Here is a 13,590-nt window from a genome sequence, read left to right as displayed (position 1 = left end):
CCGTGACCGCCCATCCGCTCGCGGGCCAGACGGTGGCGGTGTTCGGCGGGTCGTCGGGCATCGGCTTCGCCACCGCGCAGGCCGCGCATGCGCTCGGCGCCCGGATCGTGCTGGTGTCGCGCTCGGAAGACCGCCTGGACCGCGCGCGGGCGGCTCTCGGCGACGCGGAGACCCGGGCGCTCGACCTGCGCGACGCGCCGGCCGTGCGCGCCTTCTTCGACGCGCGCGAGCCCTTCCACCACGTCGTCGTCTCGGCGGCGGACCTCTCGGTCGGCCCGCTGCGCCAGCGCAGCCTCGCCGACGAGTGCGCCGCGATGGACAGCAAGTTCTGGGGCGCCGTCAACGTCGCCCATGCCGCGCGGATCGTGGCCGGCGGCAGCCTGACGCTGGTCTCGGGCATGATCGGCACCCGCCCCACGGGCGCAGCCACCATGCTCAGCGCCATCAACGCGGCCATCGACACGCTGGCGAAGGCGCTGGCGACCGAGATGGCGCCCGTCCGCGTCAACTGCGTCTCTCCCGGCCGCATCGAGACCCCCTGGTGGGACTACCTGCCGCCGGACCAGCGCCTCGCCCTGTTCGACAAGACGGCCGCGGCGACGCCGCTGAGGCGGATCGGCCGGCCGGAGGAAGTGGCCGCCCAGATCGTCCACCTGATGCAGAACGGCTTCATGACCGGCAGCGTGGTGCTGGTCGATGGGGGCGGGAGCGTGGGGTAGCGGGGACGCGCATACCGCCGGGATCGCGAGACCGGCCGGCGGCGTCTTCGGACCCGCGTGCAAGAGTGTCTGGTGAGGCTGCCGGACCGTTGCATTGCCAAAGGATACTGCCGCAGATCGCACCTGGCGGTACGGATGGCCGGCATGGACACGTGTTCGGTCCGTAAGAGGCAGAGCGGGCCACCGGGAGTTGGCTCCGCCATCGTCAGCGCTGGACACACCGGGCGGCAGCTATCGTCCTTCTGTCGTCAGTCCGAGCCTTGCCGCATGCCAGGATGCTTCGGCGCGGGATGATATGCCGAGCTTGCGGTAGATCGCCTTGATGTGGGTGGCGACCGTGTTCTCGGACAGGACCATCTGTCTGGCGACCTCGGCCGTGCGCATCCCTCTGCCGATGAACGCCAGCACTTCGCGTTCCCGTTCGGTCAGACTTTCTTCGGGTTCTGCCGCCGGGCCCGTCAGCTGGAAATGCTCCATGATCCGACGCGCTATGGCGGGAGACAATGCCGGAATGCCGTCCACGAGCTGGGAAAGCTGCCTGACGACGACCTCGGCGGGCTGCTCCTTCAGGAGATAACCGCTGGCGCCCGCCGAAAGGGCTGCAACGATGTGCATGTCGTCGCCCATGACCGTCGTCACGACACACAAGGTCTCGCTCTGTCGCGATCTGACCGCACGAATGACGTCGACCCCCGATCCGTCGGGCAGGCCGAGATCGACGAGAGCGATGTCGTAGTCCTTGCGGCTCACTGCCGCGATCGCCGCTCGCAACGTCACGGCCATGTCGATGTCGTGCGGTTCCGGGAATGCCGATCTGCACAGGTCGGACAGCCATTTGCGGCTCTCCGCGAGGTCTTCGACGATGAGGATCGCCGTCATGTCACTGCGCCGGCGGCAGAAGGAATTTCGATCGTCACGGCAAGCCCCGGCGAGGCATCGGCCAGGGACAGGCTGCCGCCGAGAGCCTGCACGCGTGCCTCGATGTTCGAAAGTCCATGACCACGTCGCAGAGAGCCCCCGGACAGGCCGGCACCGTCGTCCCGGATTCCCATGCACACCCGTCTGTCCGATGCCTGGATCTCCACCGTGACTGTGCGGGCCGCGGAATGCTTGATCGCGTTGCTCACGGTTTCGCGCAGGATCGAACGAAGAGCGTGGGCGACATTCGGCTCGAGAGGCCGGTCCGGTTCGGCAAGCGACTGCCGCCACGACAGGTCGATGCGCGCCACGGCAAGCCGTTCGCCGACTTCGGCGTGGAGGTCGGCCAGCACCTCTTCGAGCGTCCGCATGCCTCTCGACGCGTTGTTGACGATGTCGCGGAGGTCCGAGATCGTCTCGCGGATCAAGGCATCTTTCTTCTCGCGCCTGTCGCTGTGCAGCGCGGACAGAAGCTGGGCTCCGATGTTGTCGTGCATGTCGCGCGCGATCCGCGTCCGCTCTAGGGCAGCGCCTTTTTCATGAGCGGCGCGGCTCGAAACGGCATGCTCGAGGATGGCGCCGAGTTCAGCGACGAGCCGCTCGTCGGACCGCGTGAACAGTTTGCGTCCGGCGTGGGCATAGCGGAGTTCGAAGGCCGGGAGGCCAGGTACGGGAGGAACGAGAAGTGCCAGTCCGTTTTCGACCAATGCCGGCCGTCTCGGCGCCGGTTGCGTTGCCGTTGCGACCTGCAGCGGGTCGAACACATCCCTCAGCACGCCTTCCCATCCGTTCCTGCGTCGGGCATTGTCGGAGTTCATCGCCGTGTCGACCAGCCTTCGAAAGATCTCGCCGCGGTCGAGGACGCGCCTGCGCATCAGCGATTTCGACAACCAGTCGCGTGCCGGAAGGTAGAAGAGACCGACGAAGAGAAGCGACACGCCGAAGGCGGCCGGCCGCTCCATGGCGATCGCATAGATCAGGAAAGCGTCGATCGTCAGCAGCAAGGCGATCGCGCCGAAGTAGTAGAGAAGTGCGAACGCCCAGCGTTCGACTTCGAACAGTCTGTAGCGTGCGACGCCGGCTGCGACACCGAGGAAGAGCAGCGCGAACAGCACGAAGGCATATCCCTGAGAGACGGCCGTCCTGATGCCGAACAGATTCGGCGCGAGCACGACGACGACGAAGGTTCCGGCGCAAAGGCCGACGGACAGCGCGAACCACCGGACGACGGCCCTGGCGGCGGGATCAGGGCGACTTGCACGATACTGCCAGGCACCTCCCGCCAAAATCAGCAGCATCAGGATGACGATGGGCAGATGCCGACCCTCGACCGGGCCGGCAAAGCCCAGCTGCAGCGCATCCACCGACCAAATGGGCAGGAACAGGGCCGGCAGCGCGATGAGCGCGCGCGCGGGAATCAGCCGGTTCGGATAGACGAAGAACAGCGCAGCCATCGCGACGCCGAACGTGAGCGAACCGAGATAGTTCAGCGACGACAGGGCGCGGAAAAGGTCGCCCGGCAAAGCGAGTTCCCGCGACGAATAGATCGCAGCCGGAAAGGCCGATACCGGGATTCCGAGGCCAGCCATGGCGAGCAGTCTCGTCGACGCCTCGCGGCTGCGAATGCACCAGACCCAGCACCCGATGACGAGGCTGATCAGGCCCGCGCCGATCTGGACCCAGAATACGAGAGGAAGACTCGAAAGAGGCCGGCTTGGCCGGGGCTGCACCTCCCAGGCCGAGGCGGGCTTGCCCGCCGATGCAATCGCGACCCGGGCAGCCCGAACCGCCTCCGAAAATTCCGTCTGACGGTCGAAGAACCGATGCATGGCAGCGTAGTCCTCCACGACGTCGGGCTCTTCGATGAGATCGTCGGGCTCTACCGGCAGTCCGCCGATCCGGGCGAGGGCCGTGGCAGTAGGGATGCCGTCGGCAGGGCCGCCCGACGAGGTTCGATCGACCACGACCTGCCGCGTCAGCGCGTCGACGGACAAGGTCAGTCCGAGCCAGGGCTGCGAAAGCGCAAGGTGCAGCGCGACGGCGGCGGCTGCAAGGCCGGCCGCTGCGACCATGGCGAGGATGGCGGATGGTGTTGCTCTGGCCCGCAAGCCCAAGTCTCCTTCAACCTGATTCGCGTGCCCGTATAGCAGGCAGAGCGTCGTCGGCATCACCTGAACAGGTGAGTTCAGCCTCACCTGTTCAGGTGATGCCGCAAGCGGATCACTGTCTTTACCAGCCTTTACCCAGGGACATCCGAAGTGTTGGGACTGTGTAAAATGATCAAACGACGCATGGGTTTGCTGCAGACGACAGCGCTCGCAACGGCTGCCGTTCTGGTGGCGGCGCCGGGATTTGGCCAGGAAGCTGCCAGCTACGATGAACATGCGGCAACGCAGATCATCCGCGACCGGTACGGCGATCCTGCCGAACCCTCCTTCAGCAGCGACCTGACCGACTTAGCCCTGATCGGCGGTGTGACGGCCGATGGCGGCGCCTTCGTCGGCACCGTGTACCGCAGCTATTCCCAGAGCATCTACACCGGGTTCATCTGGACGGCAGAAGGCGGGATCGTGCCGGCGGGTGATGCCACCACCGACCGACCGCTCGCGGCCAATCAGTATTACACCGCGTCCGATATCTCGGCGGACGGCGGCGTGATCGTGGGCAAGGCGGCAAGCGGGGTGTCCGGCGCGCCGTTCGGTCAACGCGCCTATCGCTGGACGGCGGGTGGCGGGTTCGAGAATCTCGACGACGACAACGTCTTCTCCGAAGCCACATCGGTTTCCGGAGACGGGTCGGTCATCGTCGGATACATCGGCGCCAACGGCGGGCAGGCCTTTCGCTGGACCGAGGATACGGGCATGGTCGGCCTCGGCTGGCTGGAGGGCGGTGAAGGCAAGGGCAACGATCGGGCGACTGCCGTCTCCTGGGACGGTTCCGTGATCGTCGGATCGGCCGTGTCGGCTCAGAACAAGTTTCAGGCCTTCCGCTGGACCGACGCCTCCGGGATGACCACGCTGCCGACGCTCAGCGCCTATTCGGTCGCCAACGACACCGCGACCGCGACCGACGTATCCTGGGACGGCCAGGTCATCGTCGGGCATTCTTTGAAGGGCTACACGACCAGGGCCGTCCGCTGGGACGACGGGCAGATCTCGGAACTCGGAGACCTGGAAGGCTCGACCGACCGGCAGTCCCAGTCTCTGGGTGTTTCCGGCAACGGCATGACCATCGTCGGCAAGGCCATGAAGGAGGACAGTACGTTCTACGGTTTCCGCTGGACGGAAGACAGCGGAATGCAGCAGGTCGAAGAGTGGCTGGAGGACAGCGGCGCCGACATACCGAGGGACGATTTCGGTCGGTTCAGGATCACGCAGACGGCGGAAGCCACGAATGCGGACGGCTCCGTCGTCGTCGGTCTGACCCATGACAACAAGGTGTACGTCGCTCGCGGCACCGGTACCGGACCCGCCGGACAACCGGATTCCGGCGGCGGCAATCAAGGCGGCGGCGGCGGGCAAGGCGGCACCGGGGGCGGAGAAGGCGAAGGCGATCCCGGCGGCAATTCCGGCGGCGGTACCGGCGGCTCGGGCAACGGCGGAGGCGGCGGATCCGGTGGAAACGCCGGTCTCGGCGTCCTGGAAGAGTTGAGCGCGAGCCTGGCGACGTCCGGGACGGCCAATACGTCCGTGGTCAACGGCCTCGGCGTCATCGTCAATGGCGCGGGATCACGGCCTCTCGATCGGCGTGTGTCCGAAGGCCGGTTCACCGCCTGGGTCGGCGGCGATCTCGGCCGTGACGATCACGGCGGGCGCGACGGGGCGCTCGGGATCGGCGAGATCGGGCTCGGATACAACCTCGGCGTCCTCCAGCTGAATGCCGTCGCGGGGCTCACCCGGCTTACCCAGCACACGCTGCTCGGCGGATCGACCGAGGTGGACGCGGGATACCTCAAGCTCGAGGCGATGGGTCGGATCACGGGAGATGCAAGCGGCGGTCTCTGGGGGATCGTCACCGCCACCGGGCTCCGGGGCGGCGCCGACATCGCGCGCAACTATCTGGTCAATGGCGGCGCAATCGGCACCTCGACGGGCCGCACGGATGTCGGAGCCTCGGGGATCCGCGGACGTCTCCAGTACGAGAACCTCTTCCCGTACCTCTCCCCCTACGGCGAACTGTCATACGCCCGCGCATGCCTCGACGGGTACACGGAAAGCGGCGGTGCCTTCCCGGCAAGTTTCGGAAAGCTTTGCAGCGACAGCACCGAACTTCGCTACGGCGTCGATGCGAAGATGCCGCTGAACGAAAGACTCCGCCTGATCGGCACGCTGGAGGGGGTGCACCGTTTCGAAGGCCGCGGATCGAATGTGACCGGCGAACTCGTGGGACTGCAGACGTTCGATTTCGGGGCGGAAAAGCACAAGCAAGACTGGCTTCGCGCGGGCGCCGGCTTCGAACTCGATGTCGCCGGATCGACGCTCTCCGTCATGGGCAACGTCACCACCGCTGGGGAGAGTTCCAACGCCTGGATCGCGGCGAACTGGCGCGTGAACTTCTGAGGAGGATGCCGGAGCCGTCTCCATGCGCGACGGCTCCGGCCTGCCCGCCCTCTGCGGACCAGAAGGAGGTCTGACGTCGAAGCCGGTCCTGTCCGCCCTGTGGGCGGTGGAACGGCCGCCTGCCGGACGGTCGCTTGATCACCCAGAGAGACTTCTCAGGAACTGAAGGATGGACACGGATCTGCAGCACTTCGCCGATCCGGGCGAAGGAGGTCTTCCGGATGCCGTGGGCCAGCCACCCTGCGCTGACGCTCGGCCGGGTTTCGGCAAAGGGAGGGGAAGTGGGGGGCTTTCGACGCTCACAAGCCGCCGAAGGCAAAGAATTTCCACTGGTGGAGCTGAGGGGGATCGAACCCCTGACCTCGTCATTGCGAACGACGCGCTCTCCCAGCTGAGCTACAGCCCCGTCCAGCGGATGGCGGCTTTTACGAGCGCGGGGCGGGCGCTGTCAAGCGGGACGCGCGGCGGCGTTGGCGCGCGCCGCACTCTCCCTTGCCCCCGGGCAGGGCAATGGCTACATGTCGCGAAACGATCGGAGACCGGCATGGTTGCGCTTATCCAGACCCTTCTTCTGGCCTTGGACATCTTCTGGTGGCTCATCATCGCCTCGGCGATCTTCTCGTGGCTGTTCGCCTTCAATGTGATCAATTCGCGCAACCAGGTCGTGGCGACGATCGGCGACTTTCTCTACCGCGTGACCGAGCCGGCGCTGCGGCCGATCCGGCGCATCATGCCCGATCTCGGCGGCATCGACATCTCGCCGATCATCCTGCTGCTGATCCTGTTCTTCGTGCGCCAGCTGATCATCACCACCATCGCGCCGGCGCTGATCTGACCCAAATGTTCTTCCGTCCGGCGAAGGACGGGCTCGACCTCTTCGTGCGGCTGACGCCGCGCGGCGGCGAGGATGCGGTCGACGGGGTGGAGGAGACGGCCGACGGGCGCTCCCATCTCAAGGCGCGAGTGCGCGCGGCGCCGGAGAAGGGCGCGGCCAATGCCGCGCTGGAAAAGCTTCTCGCCGCGTCGCTCGGCCTGCCGCGGCGGTCGGTCAGCGTCGTGGCCGGCGGGACGGCGCGGCTGAAGACGGTGCGGCTGTCGGGCGACGCGCGGGACCTGGCGGAACGGCTGGGCGCCCTGGCGGCCAAGGGCTGAAGCCGTCGTCCCCTGCGTGGGACCCGCGCGGCTTCCTTCGATCCGGTGCCGGACGCGGACGGGGTGCGGATCGCACCGCTGCAACGGGAGGTTCACAGGCGCGGGCCGGATGCGCTAGCATCCGGACGGAAACGCTGGCCGGAGGATGCGGGGATGGTGAACGACGTCGGGACGAAGGGGGCTTTCGCGGCATGGGTGCTGGCGGTCGCGCTGCTTGCGGCGCCCGCCGCGGCGCAGGAGGTGTCCAGCGCCTATACCGACCTCGTCGTCGAGGAGAACTGCACGACGTTTGCCGGGGCCGATCCCGACGAGGGCGGCGACTGGGCGAACCTCGTCTGCGACGGCTATCGCGGTTACCCCGTCTTCATCGCCTATGCCGATGCGCGGGAATCGCTGTTCTACGGCTTTCCACCGGCCGGCGATCTCGCCCCGGTCTGGGAGAGCTTCGACGCCTTCAACGCGACGGGCCCGAAGATCGAATGGCGGCTGGAGGCACGCGGCGACGGCGCCGTGCCCTTCGCCACCATCCATCGCTGGTTCGTCAGCGACCCGGAGGATCCGGATGAACGGGTGCAGGTGCTGGTGGTCGAGAAGGTGGGCCAGCCTTACGAGCGGGACGGGTGCGCGGTGGGCTACGTGGCGGCTGAGGGCAATGGCGACGCCAATGCCAAGGCGCGGCGCATCGCCGATGCGGTGGCGCGCGATTTCGTCTGCGGGGCCGACCAGCCGACGATCGACCAGGGCGACGTGGCGCTGCCGTCGTTCACGCGCGCCGAGAACTGAGAGCAGCGGCTCCGGGGCTGGACGTCGAGGGTGTCGAGGCCGCTCCTGCGGAGGTCACGGAACGGGTTCCGGATCCGGATGCCTTCGCTGCGCTCGGCATCCGGTCCGGAATGACGCGGGCAGGGGCGGGTGCGCCCGGAGACACGTTCCGCCCGCCTGCCTGGCCTTTGCAGTGGCCCCGCATTACACTTGCGGCGGGTTTTTCACCGTCGTCGTCCCGGGCGAAGCCGGAGGCAGCGCAGGACGGGATCCATTCAATCTTGCGGGACGCCTTTCACCGTCGTCATCCCGGAACGCGACGTCGAGCGAAGCGAGACGGCACGTATCCGGGATCCATGCCTCGCCGCCCCTCCCCGCGATCCGGGGCAGGATCACCTCTCTCGGCCGCCCCCGCGACACCGCCGCCGTCATCGCTGCAGCGGTTGCCACGCCCATGACCCTGCGGTGGTCGAGAGGCCGGACGGCGCAGAGGGGGCGGGATCGCGGAGACGGCGGGCCGTGTGTCGCCCCGCACCGGAGTGCGGGCAAGGACGGCGAGGCATGGATCCCGGATACGTCGTCCTTCGCTGCGCTCGGACGCCGTTCCGGGATGACGAAGGCGGGGATGGGGACGCCGTGCGAAAGCGATGGCGGTTGCGGCGCCGGCCGCCATCCTGCGCCGTTCCGGAAGACGAACCGCGCGAAGCGCGGGGCGGCTGTCCGGAATGATGCGGGCAGGGGTGGCGCGGGGCGGAGGGGAGTGGCCGCCGCCCCAGCAGGGACACAGCCCGGCCGGTCAGCCCGCCTGCCTGGCGCGGGCGATCGCCTCGACGATCATCTGCTTGGCGTGGTCGGCATCGTGCCATGAGCCGATCTTGACCCATTTGCCCGCTTCCAGATCCTTGTAGTGCTCGAAGAAGTGCTCGATCTGCTTCAGCGAGATCTCCGGCAGGTCGGTGTAGTTGTGCACCTTCTCGTAGCGCCGCGTCAGGTGCGGGGAGGGTACCGCGATCACCTTCTCGTCCTGGCCGGCATTGTCCTCCATGATCAGCACGCCGATCGGGCGCACGTTGATGACGCAGCCGGGGATGAGCTGGCGGGTGTTGCACACGAGCACGTCGATCGGATCGCCGTCGCCCGACAGCGTGTGCGGCACGAAGCCGTAATTGCCCGGATAGGTCATCGAGGTGTAGAGGAAGCGGTCGACGACGAGGGTGCCCGCCTTCTTGTCCATCTCGTACTTGATCGGCTGGCCGCCGACCGGCACTTCGATGATGACGTTGACGTCGTTCGGCGGATTGTCGCCGATGTCGATCGCTTCGATGCGCATGGAATTCAACTCCTTCAGGGTCGCGCAGGCGATTAGCTTTTTGTGCAATGCAGCGCAAGCCTGCCGGCAGGCGGCGAACGGAAGGCGGCGGCCTGCCCGTCACTCCCATACGAAGGCGACTTTCCTGAGCGCGCGCTGCTCGAACACTTCCACGCCCTCGGCAACGTCGCGGCCGCCGGCCCCGTGATAGAAGGACAGGGCGGTGGCGTTGTCCTCGAGCGCCCAGACGACGAGGCCCTTCAGTCCATGTCTCGCAAGACGCTCGCGCGCGGCGGCGAACAGCCTGCTGCCGAGGCCGACGCCCTGGTATTCCGGGCGGATGTAGAGTTCGTAGATCTCGCCCTGGTGCGGCAGTTCGCGGGCGCGGTTGCGCCCGAGCGTGGCATAGCCGACGACGGCATCGCCGACCTCGACGACCAGGATGGCCGACGCGCGGCGAATCGCGTTCTCCCACCACGACCGGCCGCGGCGGCCGATCATCCGGTTCAGCGCCTTGTGGGGAATGAGGCCCGAATAGGCGCCGAGCCAGGATTCCATATGCACGTCCGCGATGGCCGAGGCGTCCTTCTCCTCGGCACGGCGGATGTCTATGGTCAAAGCGGTCTTCATGATTTGTTAACCTTACCGCCCCGGCGCGCTGGCATGCAAGAGTCCGCAGATCAAATCCTGCGCCGACGGCGCCTGACGCGGTGGGCGGAGGAGCCCGGCTTTCGCGGTCGGTTGCGATGGGCTAATGCGATCCGTGATCTTCCGGTTTCGCTCCGCAAGCTCCAGCGTCCGGTCCGGGAGCAAGTCTCGGGTCCGGAGCAGCCGGTCGGCGACGAACACCGGACCGCCGACGACAGGGAGAGGCCGGATGAAAGGCAAGACGCCCAACGAGAACGAGGAATCGCGGCGCATCCTCGACCGGATCGCCCGGGAATCCGATCCCTCCGGCTCGCTGGCGGTGCGGACGGCGCGGCGCGTGGAGAAGCACATGCGCGCCGACGACGCCGACCCTTCGGATCCGATCGAGGTCTGGGGCACGCGGATCGGGCGCGCCATCGGGATCGTGCTGCTCGTCGTGCTGGCCGGCTGGCTCCTGTCCTACTTCGCGGGCGGCTGAAGCGATGAGCCTCCAGGACGCTCCGCCACCACGGGCCGTGATCGTGATCTCCAGCCACGTCGCGCGCGGTTCCGTCGGCAACCGGGCCGCGGTCTTCGCGCTGGAGACGCTCGGACATCCGGTGTGGGCCGTGCCGACGGTCATCCTGCCATGGCACCCGGGACATGGGCGGGCGACCCGTATCGTGCCGGACGACGCGGCGTTCGCGGCGCTGATCGGCGATCTCGAGGGTGCGCCCTGGGTGGGCGAGGTGGGCGCGGTCCTGTCGGGCTATCTCGGCTCGGCCGCGCAGGCCGAGAGCGTCGCGCGCCTCGTCGCTTCGCTGAAGGCCCGCAATCCCGGGTTGCGCTACGTCTGCGATCCCGTGATCGGCGACAGTGGCGGGCTCTATGTCCCGGAGGCGCTGGCGGCGGCGATCCGCGACCGGTTGCTGCCGCTGGCCGACATCGCCACGCCCAACCGGTTCGAACTGCAGTGGATCGTCCAGGCCGCGCTCGACACGCCACGCGCGGTGATGGAGGCGGCGCTGATGGCGGGTCCGCCGACGATGCTGGTCACGTCGGCCCCGGCGATGATGGCGGGCGGGATCGGCAACCTCCTTGTCACGCCCTCGCATGCCTGGCTCGCCGAGCACCGCATGATCGAACGGCCGCCGAACGGTCTCGGGGACCTGACCGCGGCGGTGTTCCTGGCGCGGCTCATGGCGGGCGAGAAGCCGGACAGGGCGCTGCAGTCCACCACCGCTTCGGTGTTCGAGATTCTGGCGCGCACGGCCAAGCGCGGCGGCGACGAGCTTCAGATCGAGACCGATGCCGGCAGCCTCTCGCATCCGATGGCCATGGTGCACATGCGCCAGCTGATGCACCCCAGCCGGGACCGGCGCGCGTGACGCCTCCGGTTGCGGCAACCGCCACTGTCGCCGGGGTCGACGGGTGCAGGGCGGGCTGGATCGCGGTCATCCGCCGGCCCGGCGCCGCGCTCGATGCGGCCGTCTTCGCGCATCTGGCCGATCTCGTCGATTCGCTCGATGCGCAGGCGGTGATCGCCGTCGACATGCCGATCGGCCTGCCGGAGCGGGTCGGGCACGGCGGGCGCGGACCCGAGCGGCTGGTGCGGGAGAAGCTCGGCGCCCGGCAGTCCAGCGTCTTCTCCATCCCCTCGCGGGCAGCGGTGTTCGCCGAAGCGGACGCCTTCACCACGGTCGACGCGTGGCATGCGGCGCATCGCCGGGCGAGTGTGGTGGCGCGCGCAACGTCCGAGCCGCCGCGTGCCATCTCCATCCAGGCCTTCGGCATCTTCCCGAAGATCCGCGAGCTCGACGCCTTGCTGCGCGCGCGGCCGGGGCTGTGCGAGCGGGTGATCGAATCGCATCCCGAAGCCGCCTTCTGGCGGCTGAACGGCGAGCGCGCCATGCAGACGCCGAAGAAGGTCAAGGGAAGCGTGAACCCGGAGGGCATGGAGGAGCGGAAGGCGCTGCTGGAAGCCTGCGGCATCGACCGCGCCTTTCTCGACGCCGCGCCGCCGCGCGGAGCGGGCGCGGACGACTACCTGGATGCGGCCGCGATGATGCTGATCGCCGCACGACATTCGGCCGGAGAGGCGCTGCCGTTTCCCGATCCGCCCGGAAGGGATGGGTGGGGACTGCCGATCGCCATCTGGACCTGACGGTCCGCAGACCATTGACGCGTGTGTCCATCTGCCGCAATGGGTTGCCCATGGATCATCTGCCGGACCACCTGCTTTCGGGCTATCGCAACTTCATGGGCGGGCGCTATTCGACCGAGACGCAGCGCTACCGGGACCTGGCGGCGTCCGGCCAGAAGCCGATGACCATGGTCATCGCCTGCTGCGATTCCCGCGCCGCGCCGGAGACGATCTTCGATGCCGGGCCGGGCGAACTGTTCGTCGTGCGCAACGTCGCCAATCTCGTGCCGCCCTACCAGCCGGACGGGGGGCACCATTCCACGTCGGCGGCGCTGGAATTCGCGGTGCAGAGCCTGAAGGTGAAGCACATCGTCGTGCTCGGCCACGGCCGCTGCGGCGGCATCCGCGCCGCGCTCGATCCGGCCGCCGAGCCGCTGTCGCCGGGCGATTTCATCGGAAAGTGGATGAGCATGGTGGCACCGGCGGCCGACGTCGTCAGCCACAACAGCATGATGACCGCCGGCGAACGGCAGACCGCGCTGGAGCGGATCTCGATCCGCTTCTCGATCGCCAATCTGCGGACCTTTCCCTGCGTCAAGATCCTGGAGGACAAGGGCCGGCTGTCGCTGCACGGCGCCTGGTTCGACATTTCGACGGGAGAATTGTGGGCGATGAACCGCCAGTCGGGCGATTTCGAGCGGCCCGAACTCGCCTGAGGCGCGTGCGCGACCGCAGGCGCCGATCAGCCTGCCCTGGCCAGTGCCGCCAGACGCCCCGCCGCGCTCTGCCGGTGATGGGCATGGCAGATGGCGATCGCCAGCGCATCGGCAGCGTCGTCGCTGTCGAAGGCGGCCCGCGGCATCAGCACCTTCACCATCATGTGGATCTGCCGCTTGTCGCCATGGCCGACGCCGATGACGGTCTTCTTGACCGCGTTCGGCGCGTATTCGGAAACCGGCAGGCCGGCCAGCGCCGGCACCAGCATGGCCACGCCGCGCGCCTGGCCGAGCTTCAGCGTCGCGGTGGCGTCCTTGTTGACGAAGGTCTGCTCGACCGCCGCCTCGTCCGGCCGCTCGGCGTGGACGATGGCGGCGAGACCGTCGTGCAGCTGGCACAGGCGCGAGGCGAGATCGGCCTTGTCGTCGGACCGGATCGTGCCGGCGCCGAGGAAGCGCAGGGAATTGCCGCAGGCCTCGATGATGCCCCATCCGGTGCGCCGGAGGCCCGGGTCGATGCCGATGATGCGAATCGTCTCTGCCATGGACCTATCCTATGCGAGTCGAGGACCATTGCCATGCTGAAGTGAACAAATGAGAAACATTTCCACCGCCGTCCAGGGGACGGCGGCCGGAACCCGCCTGAAGCGTGCCGCGATCTTGCAGATCCGCGCCGCACGCTTCA

At 68.0% G+C, this 13,590-nt stretch carries 14 protein-coding genes and 1 tRNA gene; 9 read left to right on the top strand and 6 right to left on the bottom strand.

Annotated features, from left to right (window positions below):
• Positions 1-2 precede the first annotated feature (2 nt).
• Positions 3-719, top strand: a complete 717-nt coding sequence (locus IAI54_RS19220; RefSeq protein WP_187968718.1) for an SDR family oxidoreductase — start codon at positions 3-5, stop codon at positions 717-719.
• Between the two features lie 231 nt (positions 720-950).
• On the opposite strand, the gene IAI54_RS19215 is transcribed toward IAI54_RS19220, so the two are convergent.
• Together IAI54_RS19215 and IAI54_RS19210 are read right to left on the bottom strand one after the other, a co-directional pair.
• Positions 951-1,598 carry a LuxR C-terminal-related transcriptional regulator gene (locus tag IAI54_RS19215; RefSeq protein ID WP_187968717.1) on the bottom strand — a complete coding sequence of 216 codons (648 nt, stop codon included), beginning with the start codon at positions 1,596-1,598 and terminating at the stop codon, positions 951-953.
• On the bottom strand, positions 1,595-4,021 hold the full coding sequence (locus IAI54_RS19210) for a sensor histidine kinase (protein WP_235679104.1): 2,427 nt from the start codon (positions 4,019-4,021) through the stop codon (positions 1,595-1,597). Before IAI54_RS19210 ends, IAI54_RS19215 begins: the two co-directional genes overlap by 4 nt.
• On the opposite strand from IAI54_RS19210, the gene IAI54_RS19205 reads away from it, so the two are divergent.
• Entirely contained in the window at positions 3,974-6,196 is a 2,223-nt protein-coding gene (locus IAI54_RS19205) for an autotransporter domain-containing protein (protein WP_187968716.1), read from the top strand. The two genes, IAI54_RS19210 and IAI54_RS19205, sit on opposite strands and share 48 nt — an antisense overlap.
• Before the next feature lie 330 nt (positions 6,197-6,526).
• On the opposite strand, the gene IAI54_RS19200 is transcribed toward IAI54_RS19205, so the two are convergent.
• Positions 6,527-6,602: transfer RNA gene (locus IAI54_RS19200), tRNA-Ala, on the bottom strand.
• 138 nt (positions 6,603-6,740) lie between these two features.
• Between IAI54_RS19200 and IAI54_RS19195 the strand changes: the two genes are divergently transcribed.
• The 3 genes from IAI54_RS19195 to IAI54_RS19185 all read left to right on the top strand — a co-directional run bounded on the left by IAI54_RS19195 (position 6,741) and on the right by IAI54_RS19185 (position 8,131).
• Positions 6,741-7,031: a YggT family protein gene (locus tag IAI54_RS19195; protein ID WP_187968715.1), complete on the top strand. Its 291-nt coding sequence runs from the start codon at positions 6,741-6,743 to the stop codon at positions 7,029-7,031.
• A gap of 5 nt (positions 7,032-7,036) precedes the next feature.
• A complete protein-coding gene (locus IAI54_RS19190; RefSeq protein WP_187968714.1) occupies positions 7,037-7,348 on the top strand; it encodes a DUF167 family protein in 312 nt (103 codons plus the stop codon).
• A 153-nt stretch (positions 7,349-7,501) separates the two neighbouring features.
• Positions 7,502-8,131 (top strand): hypothetical protein, encoded by a 630-nt coding sequence (locus IAI54_RS19185; protein ID WP_235679103.1) that lies wholly within the window; start codon positions 7,502-7,504, stop codon positions 8,129-8,131.
• Between the two features lie 775 nt (positions 8,132-8,906).
• On the opposite strand, the gene ppa is transcribed toward IAI54_RS19185, so the two are convergent.
• Together ppa and IAI54_RS19175 are read right to left on the bottom strand one after the other, a co-directional pair.
• Positions 8,907-9,440 (bottom strand): inorganic diphosphatase, encoded by a 534-nt coding sequence (gene ppa, locus IAI54_RS19180; protein ID WP_187968713.1) that lies wholly within the window; start codon positions 9,438-9,440, stop codon positions 8,907-8,909.
• A 99-nt stretch (positions 9,441-9,539) separates the two neighbouring features.
• A complete protein-coding gene (locus IAI54_RS19175) occupies positions 9,540-10,049 on the bottom strand; it encodes a GNAT family N-acetyltransferase (protein ID WP_187968712.1) in 510 nt (169 codons plus the stop codon).
• A gap of 247 nt (positions 10,050-10,296) precedes the next feature.
• Between IAI54_RS19175 and IAI54_RS19170 the strand changes: the two genes are divergently transcribed.
• Genes IAI54_RS19170 through IAI54_RS19155 form a run of 4 tightly spaced genes read left to right on the top strand, consistent with a single transcriptional unit; the run spans position 10,297 to position 12,905 of the window.
• Complete coding sequence (locus IAI54_RS19170; protein ID WP_187968711.1) at positions 10,297-10,545, top strand: hypothetical protein; 249 nt, start codon at positions 10,297-10,299, stop codon at positions 10,543-10,545.
• A 4-nt stretch (positions 10,546-10,549) separates the two neighbouring features.
• A complete protein-coding gene (pdxY, locus tag IAI54_RS19165) occupies positions 10,550-11,434 on the top strand; it encodes a pyridoxal kinase PdxY (protein WP_187968710.1) in 885 nt (294 codons plus the stop codon).
• Positions 11,431-12,210, top strand: a complete 780-nt coding sequence (locus tag IAI54_RS19160; protein WP_187968709.1) for a DUF429 domain-containing protein — start codon at positions 11,431-11,433, stop codon at positions 12,208-12,210. The genes pdxY and IAI54_RS19160 overlap by 4 nt, the downstream gene beginning before the upstream one ends.
• Before the next feature lie 50 nt (positions 12,211-12,260).
• Positions 12,261-12,905 (top strand): carbonic anhydrase, encoded by a 645-nt coding sequence (locus IAI54_RS19155; protein WP_187968708.1) that lies wholly within the window; start codon positions 12,261-12,263, stop codon positions 12,903-12,905.
• Positions 12,906-12,931: 26 nt separating this feature from the next.
• On the opposite strand, the gene ruvC is transcribed toward IAI54_RS19155, so the two are convergent.
• Positions 12,932-13,450, bottom strand: a complete 519-nt coding sequence (gene ruvC, locus IAI54_RS19150; RefSeq protein ID WP_187968707.1) for a crossover junction endodeoxyribonuclease RuvC — start codon at positions 13,448-13,450, stop codon at positions 12,932-12,934.
• Positions 13,451-13,590 lie beyond the last annotated feature (140 nt).

This window comes from Aquibium microcysteis (genome assembly GCF_014495845.1).
In the GTDB taxonomy this organism is placed as follows: Bacteria; Pseudomonadota; Alphaproteobacteria; order Rhizobiales; family Rhizobiaceae; genus Aquibium; species Aquibium microcysteis.
This window is presented reverse-complemented; position numbering and strand designations above follow the sequence as displayed.

Excerpts from the sequence above, each read along its gene's own strand:
- IAI54_RS19215 (WP_187968717.1), bottom strand. The coding sequence starts at position 1,598 with ATGACGGCGATCCTCATCGTCGAAGACCTCGCGGAGAGCCGCAAATGG.
- IAI54_RS19210 (WP_235679104.1), bottom strand. The coding sequence starts at position 4,021 with ATGTTCATCGTAGCTGGCAGCTTCCTGGCCAAATCCCGGCGCCGCCAC.
- IAI54_RS19195 (WP_187968715.1), top strand. The coding sequence starts at position 6,741 with ATGGTTGCGCTTATCCAGACCCTTCTTCTGGCCTTGGACATCTTCTGG.
- IAI54_RS19190 (WP_187968714.1), top strand. The coding sequence starts at position 7,037 with ATGTTCTTCCGTCCGGCGAAGGACGGGCTCGACCTCTTCGTGCGGCTG.
- IAI54_RS19185 (WP_235679103.1), top strand. The coding sequence starts at position 7,502 with ATGGTGAACGACGTCGGGACGAAGGGGGCTTTCGCGGCATGGGTGCTG.
- ppa (WP_187968713.1), bottom strand. The coding sequence starts at position 9,440 with ATGCGCATCGAAGCGATCGACATCGGCGACAATCCGCCGAACGACGTC.
- IAI54_RS19175 (WP_187968712.1), bottom strand. The coding sequence starts at position 10,049 with ATGAAGACCGCTTTGACCATAGACATCCGCCGTGCCGAGGAGAAGGAC.
- IAI54_RS19170 (WP_187968711.1), top strand. The coding sequence starts at position 10,297 with ATGAAAGGCAAGACGCCCAACGAGAACGAGGAATCGCGGCGCATCCTC.
- pdxY (WP_187968710.1), top strand. The coding sequence starts at position 10,550 with ATGAGCCTCCAGGACGCTCCGCCACCACGGGCCGTGATCGTGATCTCC.
- IAI54_RS19155 (WP_187968708.1), top strand. The coding sequence starts at position 12,261 with ATGGATCATCTGCCGGACCACCTGCTTTCGGGCTATCGCAACTTCATG.
- ruvC (WP_187968707.1), bottom strand. The coding sequence starts at position 13,450 with ATGGCAGAGACGATTCGCATCATCGGCATCGACCCGGGCCTCCGGCGC.